This is a genomic window from Chromobacterium sp. FG22, from assembly GCF_057809415.1.
Genome location: NZ_JBMDJX010000006.1, coordinates 185,168 through 197,468, shown reverse-complemented (window position 1 = coordinate 197,468; position 12,301 = coordinate 185,168). Strand labels below are relative to the sequence as shown.

Sequence of the window (12,301 nt, the reverse complement as noted above, 5' to 3'; positions counted from 1 at the left end):
TTGCGCTTTAGACACACCATTACCCAAGAAGTTTACAAATAGTTGCACCCCTCCCCGGTTTTGACATTGACACTCGCGCAAACAGCTACCCATAATCAAACGCAACCAATGGTCATTTTCACCAAATACCGTTGGCCACAAAGAGATGACTAGAGTCTACAGAATAGAGAATCAGGGGATACATCACATGAACAAATATGTCCGCCTCAGCGTCATTGCCGCTGCCGCCATGACCCTGGCCGCCTGCGGCAAGCAAGAGCAACCGGCCGCCAATCAGGCGGCTTCGGCCCCGGCTCAAGCCGCAGGCGACGGCGCCGTCGTCAAGATCGGCCAGGTATCGCCGATGTCCGGTCCGATTTCCCATCTGGGCAAGGACAATGAATACGGCGCCAAGCTGGCCATTGCCGACCTGAACGCCGCCGGCGTGGAGATCGGCGGCAAGAAGCTCAAATTCGAACTGGTGTCGGAAGACGACCAGGGCGACCCGAAGATCGGCACCCAAGTGGCGCAGCGCCTGGTTGACGCCGGCGTGGCCGGCGTGGTGGGCCACCTGAACTCCGGCACCACCATCCCCGCGTCCAAGATTTACTCCGACGCCGGCATTCCGCAGATCTCTCCGTCCGCCACCAACCCGGACTACACCAAGCAAGGCTTCAAGACCACTTTCCGCGTGATCGCCAACGACGTGCAGCAAGGCCGCGCGCTGGGCGAATTCGCCGCCACCGGTCTGAAAGCCAAGAAGATCGCCATCATCGACGACCGCACCGCCTACGGCCAGGGCCTGGCCGATCAGTTCGAGGCCGCGGTCAAGGGCAAGGGCGCCGAAGTGGTGAAACGCGAGTTCACCACCAACACCGCCACCGACTTCAACGCCATTCTGACCTCGATCAAGGCCAGCAAGCCGGACCTGATCTTCTACGGCGGCATGGACGCGCAAGCCGGCCCGCTGGCCAAGCAGATGCAGCGCCTGGGCCTCAAGGCCAAGCTGATGGGCGGCGACGGCTGGCAAACGCCGGAATTCATCAAGCTGGCCGGCGAGGCTTCCGACGGCCAGTACGCGTCCAGCTGCGGCGTGCCGCGCGACAAGATGCCGGGCTTCGCGGCGTTCAACGACAAGTTCAAGAAGCAGTTCAACACCGAGGTGCAGATCTACGCGCCGTATGAGTACGACGCGGTGATGGTGTTGGTGGACGCGATGAAACGCGCCAAATCCACCGACCCCAAAACCTATCTGGCCGAAGTGGGCAAGACCGGCTACACCGGCGTGACCGGCAAGATCGCCTTTGACGACAAGGGTGACATCAAGAACGGCGCGGTGACCGTGTACCAGGTCAAGGGCGGCAAGTGGGAAGTGGTGTCCACCGTCGGCGGCGAAGCCGCCGCCGCGCCGGCCGCCAGCGCCGCCCAGTAAGCCCAGTCCTACCGCTTGAACCGAAGAGGCGCTCCGCGCCTCTTTTTTTTCGCCCCGCAGCTCACGAAGCGCGGCGGCGGGTGAACGGGGCCAAGAACGAACAATGGCGCCCTAAGGCGCCATTGGAAACCCGCGAGACAAGCCTCGCTCAGTCGCGGAACTGCGCCGCGTGCCCGGTCAGGATGGCCATGCCGGCCTTCTGGATGTCTTCGGAGATCAGCATCGCCGCGTTCCAGTTCGCCACATATTCAAGGCCGTCCGCCACCGAGTGGTCCCGGCTGTAATTGAGCACCTCCTTGCAGCCGCGCATCGCCAGCGGCGACTTGCCGGCGATCAGCCGCGCCGATTCCAACGCCGCCGCCAGCACCGCGTCCGCATCCGGCAGCACGCGGTTGACTAGGCGGATGGCCAACGCTTCTTCCGCCGTCGCGTCGCGGCCGGTCAAGGCCAGCTCGCGCGCCAGGCCTTCGCCCACCACCCGCGGCAGCCGTTGCAGCGAGCCCACGTCCGCCACCATGCCGACGTCGATCTCGCGCACCGAAAATACCGCGTCCGCGGCCGCGAAGCGGAAATCCGCCGCCAGCGCGATATCGAGGCCGCCGCCGACGCAGGCGCCGTGCACCGCGGCGATCACCGGCTTGCGGCAACGCTCCGGACTATTGACGCAGCCCTGCAGATCCAGGATCAGACGGCGCAATTTCTCGCGCTTGCGCGCCTCGCAATCGTCGGCGATCTCCGCCTGCACGCCCATCAGCATGCCCAGGTCGATGCCGGAACAGAAATGACGGCCCTCGCCGGCCAGCACGCCCACGCGCGCGGCCGGTGTGTCGTCCAGCCACTCGAAAGCGGCCCGCAAGTCCTGCCACATCCGCTGGTTCAGCGCATTGGCCTTGTCCGCGCGATTAAGGCGGATCAAGGCCACATGTTCGTTCAGCTCGATCCGTATCGTTTCCAGATTGATCATGCCGCCGCTCCTTGTTCCGGACGTTTCTTGGGAATCCACGCCCACAGCATTTCGCATTCGATCGGCGATTCGCCGGACTCGTCGGTGACCAGCACCGGCACCAGCACCTCGCCCTTTTCCGTGTCGTGCATCAGCTGGATCTGCTCCGCGTTCAGGCTGGCCACCGCGCGCATATCGCCTTGCGAGCGGCGCACGTAGTTGACCTTCATCGATTTGAGCAGCATCAGCTTGTCGTCCGGCATATTCATGCCGACGACGAAGCCGGTCGAGGTCTCCGCCAGCAGCGCCATCGCCGCGGCATGCACGCCGCGGATGTGGTTCTGCACCTTCTTGCGGTTGCGGATGGACACCGTCAAACGCTGATGGCCCACCTCCTCGAAACGCAGGCCCGCGGTGGACAGAAACGGCACGATCTTGCCGAACATCATGCTCAATACCGTACTGCGCATTCCCGCCGGCAGCTTGCCCACTTTGTCGGCAATGCGGCTCATGCTGTTTTTCTTGTACTCCATGTAGCGCCCCTCTGTTGTTGTCGTGATTCCGGCACTCAATGCCCGCCCAGGCCCAGCACCGCGCGCACTTGCTGCTTGATGGTCTCCAGCGCGTGCTGATCTATGCGCGCCAGCTGCAGCGCCCCTTGCAAGGCGGAGAACAGCATCATGCCGATGGCCTCCGGCGTGCCGGCGTAACGCATCTGGCCGCTGGCCGCGCCGCGCCTAGTGATGTCCACCGCCCACAGCCGCATCTCGTCGATGAAGGCCGCCGCTTCCCGCTGCATTTCCTCCGGCAGCGTCAGGAATTCGGTACTGAGAATGCCGCTGGGACAGATCTGCCGGTGCTGCCGGTAATAGCTGTCGCTCAGACCGAAATACGCCTCCAGCTGCGCCTGGGGATCCAGCGCCGCCTGCTGGTCGATGAAGCGCTGGAAACGCCGGCGGTAACGCTGGATCAAGGCCACGCCCAGATCGCTTTTCTTGGGGAAGTGATAATGAATGGCGGCGTTGCGCACGCCCAGCTCCGAGCTGATGTGCTGGTAGCTGAAAGCGTTGAAGCCCCGGCTGAGCAGCAATTGCTCGGCGATGTCCAGGATGCGCTTGCGGGTGTCGGTCTTGGGATCTGGGCCTTGAGTCATGCGAAGCACTCTACTTACTGGTCAGTAAGGTGTCAATTGCGCGATTTTGCAAGCAAAGCTGGAAACTGAATCAATCGTCCCCATCTCTAAACCCCGATGCCGATTCCACGCGCCGCCGGCCGTCCGCGCCGCGTCGGAAAATCAGCCCGCTTGCGCCTACCATTAAGGTCATGGGCCGGAATCGCGCCCCCATCACCCACTAGCCCCCTAACCAGCACCCTAGATGAGCGAAAACAATCAGTCCCCCAGCCTGGAGCAGGCCTTGCGCCAGATCAGCCAAGCGCCGGCCCAGCTCGACGCCCTGTCCGCGCTGCTGCAGTGCCTGCGCCCCGACGACGCCGGCAAGCCGCAACAAGCCGTCGTCAATCTGCAGGCGCTGTCCTATCTGCTGGAACACCATGCCGAATACCGCGCGGCCCTGCGCAAGGCGCTGCTGCAATTGCTGACCGAAACCCGGCAGATTCCGCTGTACACCGAATGCGGCATCCTGGCCAACGAAGGCTTCGGCTCCACCTTGCTGCGACGCGTCGGCGAACGCATTCTGCCCATGCCTTATAAGGCGGATTCGCTGCAGGACCGCTTCAGCCGGCTGTTCAGCTGGAAGCAGGACTACATCTGGCTGGCGGCCATCCCCGACGCCACCTGGCACGCGCTGTGGCGGGCGATGGCCTGGCAGGAGAACGACAACGCCGACGGCTGGCAGCAGACCCGCCTGCAGTTGCTGGAATCGGTGCAAGTGCTGTCGGCCCAGATCACCGCCATCGGCCTGGAGCCGGAGCTGGTGCGCATCAATCCGGACATCGAACGCTTCGAATCGCCGTTTCTCAATCTGAACGCCGAAGTGCAGCGCTACGTCGACGGCTACCGCCGCGATCTGATCGAAGGCCTGCCGCGCGCCGAGGACGACAAGCACGTGCTGGTGCTGCTGGACCAGTGCGAAAGCATACTCAACAAGGTGCGCAAGAACGCGCGCCGCTTCGGCATCTCGGTCAACCTCACCTACCACGGCCTGCGGCTGGCGCAGAGCATCGCCCGCATCCGCGCCTTGCTGGCCATCCTGGACCCGGAACACGACCCGGCCGCGGAACCGCACTTGTTCCAGCTCATCGTCACCTTCGCGCGCGCGGAAAACCGCAAATACAGCCTGCGCGATCTGTTCAAATCCAATGTGGAGCTGCTGGCGCTGCAAGTCACCGAGCACGCCGGCCGCCACGGCGAGCACTACATCGCGGAAAGCCGCAAGGAGTGGTCCGCCATGGCCAAGGCGGCGATGGGCGCCGGCCTCATCGTCGGCTTCATGGCGCTGATCAAGCTGATGCTCAGCCGCGGCCACCTGCCGCCGCTGTGGGAAGGCATCGCCTTCGGCCTCAACTACGCGATCGGCTTCATCATCGTGCAAATCCTGCACCTGACCATCGCCACCAAGCAGCCGGCGATGACCGCCGCGCGCATCGCCGCGGTGCTGCACGAAAACAATGGACAAAAGAAGCAGCTGGAGGACCTGGCCGACCTGGTGGTCAAAGTGATGCGCACCCAGTTCGTCGCCATCCTCGGCAATGTGCTGCTGGCCATCCCCACCGCCGGCCTGATCGCCTTCGCCTGGCAGGCCGCCTTCGGCGCGCCGGTGGTGGACGTGGTCAAGGCGCAAAGCCTGCTGCACGACATCGACCCCATCCACAGCCTGGCGCTGCCTCACGCCGCCATCGCCGGGGTGTTTTTGTTCCTGTCCGGCCTGATCGCCGGTTATTACGACAACAAGGCGATCTACCGCCGCATTCCTGAGCGCATCGCCTCCCACGCCGGGCTGAAGCGGCTATTGGGCGAAAACCGCGCCTGGAGACTGGGCAACTATATCGAACACAATCTGGGCGCGCTGGCCGGCAACTTCTACTTCGGCATGTTCCTGGGCCTGACCGGCACCATAGGCTTCATCCTCGGCCTGCCCATCGATATCCGCCACATCACCTTCTCCGCCGCCAATCTGGCCTTCGCCACCGTGGCGCAGGACTTCCAGCTGCCCCTGGCCACCGTGCTGCTCGGCTGCGCCGGCGTGGCGCTGATCGGCCTGACCAATCTGGCGGTCAGCTTCTCGCTGGCTTTGTGGGTGGCCTTGCGCTCGCGCAAGCTGTCCGGCAGCCTGCTGTGGCCGCTGGTGCCGATGCTGCTCAAGCGCTTCCTCAGCGCGCCGCTGTCCTTCTTCCTGCCGCCCAAGACCGTCGCGCAGGAAGACGCCGCCGCGGACGCCGCCGCCGAGCTCAAAAACCACTCTTGAGCCGCCGCAGGGCCGTCAACCGCCCGGCCCGGCCCGCGTTATTGCGAGTGTCGGGCCGGGGATTAAAGTTGACAGCCAAACGGCCGATAACATGACAGTATTCCCCCGCCGGCTGGCAGCCGGCGGCCCCGTGATGGAACACGCAACGACCACAACGCTTGATTTTCTCGCAAGACAAGCGCGCCAGCGGCAGCGGTGCGCCAGGGAGGCGTCGTCATGGCATCCATCACCACCAGCGTAGGGCCGCTGGACGTGCAAAGCATTGTCAGCCAGCTGATCGCAGTGGACTCGCAACCGCTGACCCAAAGCCAGAGCCGGGTCAGCAATTATCAGTCCCAGCTCAGCTCCATCGGCCAGATCAGCTCCGCGCTGTCCAGCCTGCAGACCGCCTCCACCGCCATGGCCTCCGGCAGCTTTCTGCAGCAATTTCAGATCGCCTCCACCGACAACACCATCGCCAGCGCCAGCGCCACCAGCGGCGGCGTGGCCGGCAATTACGCGCTCAACGTCACCCAGTTGGCCCAGCCGAGACAACTGGTGTTCGACCAAACCTCGGGCGGGCAAGCCATCACCGACCAGAACGCCGCGCTGGCCGGCGCGCCCGGCGCGCTGAGCTTCACCGTCAACGGGACCACCAGCACCGTGCAACTGGGCCAGAACGGCTCCGCCGTCTCGCTGTCCTCCATCGCCGACAGCATCAATAGCGCCGGCATCGGCGTCAACGCCTCGGTGGTGGAGTACAACAGCAAGTTCTCGCTGGTACTGGCCTCCGCGCAATCCGGCCCCGCCAACGCCTTCAGCATCGCCGCCGGCGGCAGCGACAGCGGCGCCGCGTCCGGCAACACTCTGGCCGGCCTGAGCCAGAGCGGCGCGGCCGCCGGCGAATCCGCGGCGGCCCAGGACGCCTTGCTCACCGTCAACGGCGTCAATGTGTCCAGCAGCAGCAACACCCTGAGCAATGTGATCAACGGCGCCACGGTCAACCTCAACAAGCTGGGCCAGGTGACGCTGAACATGAGCCAGAACACCGCCAACGTCACCTCCACGCTGCAAACCTTCGTCAGCGCCTACAACCAGGTGATCAGCGCCAGCAACGCCGCCCTCAACGGCAGCATGAAGAACAATAGCGACGTCATCGGCCTGCAAGAGCAGCTGTCCGGCCTGCTCAGCACGCCGGTGCCGGGCGTCAACGCCTCCTCCTCTTACGCCTATCTGGCCCAGGTCGGCATCACCCAGCAGGCGGACGGCACGCTGAAACTGGATTCCAGCGCCTTCACCACCGCGCTGAACGCCGATCCCGGCGCTGTGGCCAATCTGTTCGGCAACGCCCAGAACAACGGCTACGCCAACGCCTTCAACACCGCCATCAACAATCTGCTGGGCCCCAACGGCATGATCACCGCCGATCAGGGCGACATCAACGTCAAGATCAACGACGAAACCAATCTGCAGGCTCAGCTCAACAACCAGTTGGCCAACGAGAAAAGCTCGCTGCTGAACGAATACACCGCGCTCAACAGCGAGCTGTCGGCCATGCAGCAGTCCACCTCCAGCCTGGCCAATCTGCTGGCTTGAGCGCGGCGACGCCGGCGGCGGCGCTCTGCGCCGTCGCGGCGTTTGCCGTATACTGACGCAACTCACGCAGCCTCGCGCTGTCGAACCCCGTTTGCACCGGCCCTTCGGCCCCGGATTCAATGACTGCCCGCATTCAATACTCTCGTCGCCAACTACTCCAGATGGGCGCGCTCAGCGCCGGCCTTGGCCTCTTGCAAGGATGTCGCACCATGGTTGACCAATCCCTTCCCGCGCCGGCAGCCGTCGGCAGCAGCCTCTATTTCACCGCCTGCTCCGGCCCGCTGCCGGACGCGCGCCAAAAGCAGCAAGCCGTGGAGCGGCTGCGCCTGGCCGGCTATCAGCTGGAAAATGTCCAGGCGCTGGACCGCCGCCATCAGCGTTTCGCCGGCAGCGACGCGCAAAGGCTGGCCGACCTCAATCAGCTGATCTCGCGCCGCAGCGCGCCGCAGCTGCTGGTGGCCGGCCGCGGCGGCTACGGCGCCACGCGGCTGCTGCCCCACATCGACTACGGCCGGCTCTGCCCGCTGCTGCGCGAATCCGGCAGCCAGCTGATCGGCTACAGCGATTTCACCGCCATTCAGCTGGCCTTGCTGGCCAAGGGCGGGCTGGGCAGCTTCGCCGGCCCCATGGTCAGCGACTTCGGCGCCAAACAACCCAGCGCCTTCACCCTCAACGAATTCCTGACCACCACCACCACGGCCAACCGCCAGCTGCGCGTCGACGCGCCGCAGCGCCACAACGCCAGCGGCGAAGGCGTGTTCTGGGGCGGCAACCTCAGCGTGCTCAGCAGCCTGGTCGGCACACCCTATCTGCCGGACATCAAGGGCGGCCTGCTGTTCCTGGAGGACGTCGCCGAACAGCCCTACCGCATCGAACGCATGCTGCAGCAGCTGCATCTGGCCGGCGTGCTGGCCAAACAGCGCGCCATTTTCATCGGCGATTTCAATATGAGCCGCCAGGTCGACCTCTACGACCCCGGCTACACCCTGGACGCGGTGCTGGCGGAAATCCGCCGTCTGACCGGCGTTCCGGTGCTGACAGGCATTCCTTTTGGTCATGTCCACGACAAGACCACGCTGCCGCTGGGCTTCCCGGCCCGCTTCAGCGCGGACGGCGGCGGCCTGACGCTGCAGTTCTTCGACTACCCGGTGACGCCGGCCAATCCGCAACAAAAAGAACTACTTAGCGTTCCCGCGCCGCTCTAGGGCGCTCGCGCCTTCCGCCGCCCGCGCGCGGCGCGCCTTGACGCTCCTGCGAGACTAGGGCAAGTTTTTCCGCTTGCCCGCCATCCCTCACAGGAGCCCCGCATGCCCCCTCGTATTCCGCTGCTGGCCGGCGCGCCGCTGATCGCCGGCCTGCTGGCCGCGGCGCCGTCAAGCGCCACCGAACAGGGCTATCAGACCCCGCCCGCCGAATTGCGCGCCCTGGTGGACGCGCCGCGCCCGCCCTTGCAAAGCCTGGGCCCCAAGCGCCGGACCCTGCTACAAATCCATCGCCCCGGTCTGCCCGGCATCGCCGACGTCGCCCAGCCCGAACTCAAGCTGGCCGGCTTGCGTCTGAACCCCGCCATGCGCGCCGCCAGCCGTTTCGACTTCGGCAACGCGCTAAGCCTGCTGGACGTGAAACAGGGCCGCAGCCGCGCGGTGCGCGGCCTGCCCGCCGGGGCCCGCATCGCCGACAGCGCCTGGTCCGCCGACGAAAGCCGCGTGGCTTTCAGCCTATGGGGCGCCAAGGGCGTGGAGCTGTGGCTGTTGGACGTGGCCGACGCCCGCGCGCGCCGGCTGGGCGAGGTCCACCTCAACGCCGCCACCGGCCCCGGCTTCGCCTGGTTCGGCGAACAGCTGCTGATCAAGCGCGTGCCGGCGAAACAGGGCCCGGCGCCGCGGCCGCCCCAGGCTCCGAGCGGCCCCAATATCCAGCAAAGCGAAGGTGGCGCGCCGTCCCAGACCCGGACCTATCCCGACCTGCTCAAGACCCCCTACGACGCCGACCTGCTGGACTACCAGCTGCAAAGCCAATTGGCCTTGCTCAGCCTGGACGGCAAGCTCAGCCCCATCGGCCAACCCGACCGCTATCTCGGCGTCAGCGCTTCGCCCAATCGCCAATACCTGCTGGCCACCCGCCTGCAACGCCCCTACTCCGGCCTGGTGCCGATCTCCCGCTTCCCCAAGCGCGTCGACGTATTGGACCGGCAAGGCCGCATCGCGCATACCGTGACCCAGCGGCCGCTGCTGGAACGCATGCCTTCCGGCAACGACGCGGTGGAGACCGGCCCGCGCGAAATCGCCTGGCGCGCCGACGCGCCGGCCAGCCTGTTTTGGGTCGAAGCGCTGGACGGCGGCGACCCCGGACAAAACGCCGCCGAACGCGACGCGCTCTATCTGCAAGCCGCGCCCTTCCAGCAAGCGCCGCGGCAGCTGCAGCGGCTGGCCAGCCGCTTCGCCGACGTCCGCTGGGGCCGCGGCGACCTGGCCCTGGTGCGCGAACACTGGTGGAAAAGCCGTGAACTGAAAGTCTGGCGCGCGCGCCCCGACCAGGACCGGCCGCCGGAACTGCTGAGCAGCCGCAAATCGGAAGACCGCTACAGCGACCCCGGCGAGGCGGCCATGATCAGCAACGCCAACGGACAATCCGTGCTGCAAACCACGCCGGACGGCAAGGCCATCTATCTATTGGGCGAAGGCGCCGGCCCCGAAGGCGACCGCCCCTTCGTCGACCGCTACGCGCTGGACGACAAACGCGCCACGCGGCTGTGGCAATCGCAAGCGCCCTGGTTCGAACGGCCGGCGGCGCTGCTGGACGACGCAGGCCGGGACCTGCTGCTCAGCCGCGAATCCGTCAGCCAGCCGCCCAATCTCTACCGTCTGGCGCTGGGGCAAGCGTCCGGACCGCTGGCGCTGACCCATGTGCCGCACCCGGCGCCGCAATTGAAGGACGTCGCCAAGACACTGCTGCGCTACCGGCGCGCCGACGGCGTGGCGCTGACCGCCACCCTCTATTTGCCGCCCGGCTACGAGGCTAAGCGCGACGGCCCACTGCCGCTGCTGATGTGGGCCTATCCCACCGAGTTCAAAACCGCCGCCGCGGCGAGCCAGGTGACGGAATCGCCCTACCGCTTCAATCGGATCAGCTATTGGGGACCGCTGGCCATGCTGGCGCGCGGCTACGCGGTGCTGGACGATCCGGGCATGCCCATCGTCGGCGAAGGCGAGAAAGAGCCGAACGACAGCTATCTGCCGCAGCTGAAAATGAACGCCCAGGCCGCGGTGGACGAAGTGGTGCGCCTGGGCGTGGCCGACCCGGCCCGCATCGCCGTCGGCGGCCATTCCTACGGCGCCTTCATGAGCGCCAACCTGCTGGCGCACACCCGGCTGTTCCATGCCGGCATCGCCCGCTCCGGCGCCTACAACCGGACGCTGACGCCCTTCGGCTTCCAATCGGAGGAACGCAATTTCTGGCAGGCCAAAGAGGTTTATCAAGCCATGTCGCCGTTCAACTACGCCAATCAGATCAAGGACCCGCTCTTGCTGATCCACGGCGAAATGGACAACAACCCAGGCACCTTCCCGCTGCAAAGCGAGCGTCTATACCAGGCGCTACAAGGCCTGGGCGCGGTTGCGCGGCTAGTGACCCTGCCGGCGGAAAGCCACGGCTACCGCGCTCGCGAATCGATATTGCACATGCTGTGGGAACAAGACCGCTGGCTGGGACGTTACCTGGGCCGCGCCGCGCCCCACGAAGCGCGGCAGACCTTGAACAAGCGCTAAGCGGCGAGGCCGCGCGCGGCCTGCGCGGCCATCGCCAAGCCCACCAGGAACATCAGGCCGGCGGACAGATAGGGCGCGCGCCGCGCCCACTCGCCCAGGCCGCCGAAGCGGGCGCCCGCCTGGCGCACGCCCCAGGCCGCCAGCACGCCGACGCTGACCAGCGCCAAGGCCAGCCCCAGGCTGAACGAAGCCACCATGGTGGCGCCCAGGGAGAAGCGCTTCAGATGCAGGCATAGCAGCAAAATGGTCACCGAGGCCGGACACGGTATCAGCCCGCCGGTCAGGCCGAACAAGGCGATCTGCGCATTACCCACCTTCCTGCCGGCGAAGCGCCGCTGGATGTGCTCGGCGTGCGCGCGTTCATGCGCGTCCTGATAGGCGGGCAGCGTCGCCGTCGCTCTTCGCGCCGGCTTGGCCGGTCCCGCGCTCACCGCCCGGCGATACGTCCCCGCTCCCTCGGCGCCGGCCGCCGGCGCGAAACGCACGGGATAGCGATGAACGTGACCGCCATGGCTTAGGAGCAAGGCCTTCGCCATCGCCCCTGCCGGCAAGAGCGGGCTGAGCAGATACTCCCCCTCAGTTTCGAAAGCCAGTTCCCCGGCCTCCTCCTCGCCTTGCCACGCCAGAGCCAAGCCGCGCCCATCGGGTTTCAGCCGTCGCAGGCCGGCGCCGTACTGGTACAAGGCCACGCGCAGACCGTCCTCGCGCAGAAGCAAGGCCTCGACCAGACCATGGCCGGTGTCTATCATGCTGCCGCCGTTTGGCGGCCGCCGCATGGCCCGCGCCGCCAGATTGTCCCGCCGGGTGCGCCACAACATCCAGGCCGCCACCGCCAAAACCACTACGGCGGAAAACAGCATCAGATACGGCTCCGCCTGTTCGGCGATCAACTGATTGCCGTATTGGAGCGCCAGCGCCGCCAGCAGCCAGACGATCAGCGAATGCGACAAGGCCGCGCACAAGCCCAGCAGCACCGCCTGGCCTATGCTGCCGCGGATGGCGATGATGAAAGACGCCATCATGGTCTTGGAGTGCCCGGGCTCCAGCCCGTGCAGCGCGCCTAACAGGATGGCGGACGGAATGAACAGCCAGAGATTGATGTTGCCCTGTTGGATCAGCTCGGCGATTGGCGGCATCTTTGACCTTCTTTACAATGAGTTCCATTTGGCCGCCGTGAACG

The 12,301-nt window shown here is 65.9% G+C and carries 9 protein-coding genes; 5 read left to right on the top strand and 4 right to left on the bottom strand.

Translation table 11 applies throughout. The annotated features are described in order from the left end of the window. Positions 1-187 precede the first annotated feature (187 nt). Entirely contained in the window at positions 188-1,411 is a 1,224-nt protein-coding gene (locus ACODSD_RS08545) for a branched-chain amino acid ABC transporter substrate-binding protein (RefSeq protein ID WP_019101420.1), read from the top strand. Positions 1,412-1,559: 148 nt separating this feature from the next. Here the strand turns inward: ACODSD_RS08545 and ACODSD_RS08540 are convergent, their stop codons facing one another. The 3 genes from ACODSD_RS08540 to ACODSD_RS08530 are packed head-to-tail and all read right to left on the bottom strand — an operon-like array spanning position 1,560 to position 3,507. Then, a complete protein-coding gene (locus ACODSD_RS08540; protein ID WP_488877172.1) occupies positions 1,560-2,375 on the bottom strand; it encodes a crotonase/enoyl-CoA hydratase family protein in 816 nt (271 codons plus the stop codon). Next, positions 2,372-2,866, bottom strand: a complete 495-nt coding sequence (locus tag ACODSD_RS08535) for a DUF4442 domain-containing protein (protein WP_227108215.1) — start codon at positions 2,864-2,866, stop codon at positions 2,372-2,374. Before ACODSD_RS08535 ends, ACODSD_RS08540 begins: the two co-directional genes overlap by 4 nt. Before the next feature lie 56 nt (positions 2,867-2,922). After that, the gene (locus ACODSD_RS08530) at positions 2,923-3,507 is read right to left on the bottom strand and encodes a TetR/AcrR family transcriptional regulator (RefSeq protein ID WP_107799199.1); all 585 of its coding nucleotides are present in this window, start codon (positions 3,505-3,507) and stop codon (positions 2,923-2,925) included. Between the two features lie 223 nt (positions 3,508-3,730). On the opposite strand from ACODSD_RS08530, the gene ACODSD_RS08525 reads away from it, so the two are divergent. From ACODSD_RS08525 to ACODSD_RS08510, 4 genes are all read left to right on the top strand, one after another. Further along, positions 3,731-5,779, top strand: coding sequence for a site-specific recombinase (locus ACODSD_RS08525; protein ID WP_488877171.1), 2,049 nt, complete (start codon positions 3,731-3,733; stop codon positions 5,777-5,779). A gap of 216 nt (positions 5,780-5,995) precedes the next feature. After that, positions 5,996-7,354, top strand: coding sequence for a flagellar filament capping protein FliD (fliD, locus tag ACODSD_RS08520; protein ID WP_253314233.1), 1,359 nt, complete (start codon positions 5,996-5,998; stop codon positions 7,352-7,354). A gap of 209 nt (positions 7,355-7,563) precedes the next feature. Continuing rightward, entirely contained in the window at positions 7,564-8,559 is a 996-nt protein-coding gene (locus tag ACODSD_RS08515) for an LD-carboxypeptidase (RefSeq protein ID WP_235088790.1), read from the top strand. A 102-nt stretch (positions 8,560-8,661) separates the two neighbouring features. Next, a complete protein-coding gene (locus tag ACODSD_RS08510; RefSeq protein ID WP_488877170.1) occupies positions 8,662-11,121 on the top strand; it encodes a S9 family peptidase in 2,460 nt (819 codons plus the stop codon). Here ACODSD_RS08510 and ACODSD_RS08505 read toward each other — a convergent pair. Beyond that, positions 11,118-12,257, bottom strand: coding sequence for a HoxN/HupN/NixA family nickel/cobalt transporter (locus ACODSD_RS08505; RefSeq protein ID WP_488877169.1), 1,140 nt, complete (start codon positions 12,255-12,257; stop codon positions 11,118-11,120). The genes ACODSD_RS08510 and ACODSD_RS08505 overlap by 4 nt on opposite strands. Positions 12,258-12,301: the final 44 nt, after the last annotated feature.

Bases quoted from the DNA above. Each gene is read 5' to 3' on its own strand.
- ACODSD_RS08510 (WP_488877170.1), top strand. From the start codon at position 8,662: ATGCCCCCTCGTATTCCGCTGCTGGCCGGCGCGCCGCTGATCGCCGGC.
- ACODSD_RS08545 (WP_019101420.1), top strand. From the start codon at position 188: ATGAACAAATATGTCCGCCTCAGCGTCATTGCCGCTGCCGCCATGACC.
- ACODSD_RS08505 (WP_488877169.1), bottom strand. From the start codon at position 12,257: ATGCCGCCAATCGCCGAGCTGATCCAACAGGGCAACATCAATCTCTGG.
- ACODSD_RS08525 (WP_488877171.1), top strand. From the start codon at position 3,731: ATGAGCGAAAACAATCAGTCCCCCAGCCTGGAGCAGGCCTTGCGCCAG.
- ACODSD_RS08530 (WP_107799199.1), bottom strand. From the start codon at position 3,507: ATGACTCAAGGCCCAGATCCCAAGACCGACACCCGCAAGCGCATCCTG.
- ACODSD_RS08515 (WP_235088790.1), top strand. From the start codon at position 7,564: ATGGTTGACCAATCCCTTCCCGCGCCGGCAGCCGTCGGCAGCAGCCTC.
- fliD (WP_253314233.1), top strand. From the start codon at position 5,996: ATGGCATCCATCACCACCAGCGTAGGGCCGCTGGACGTGCAAAGCATT.
- ACODSD_RS08540 (WP_488877172.1), bottom strand. From the start codon at position 2,375: ATGATCAATCTGGAAACGATACGGATCGAGCTGAACGAACATGTGGCC.
- ACODSD_RS08535 (WP_227108215.1), bottom strand. From the start codon at position 2,866: ATGAGCCGCATTGCCGACAAAGTGGGCAAGCTGCCGGCGGGAATGCGC.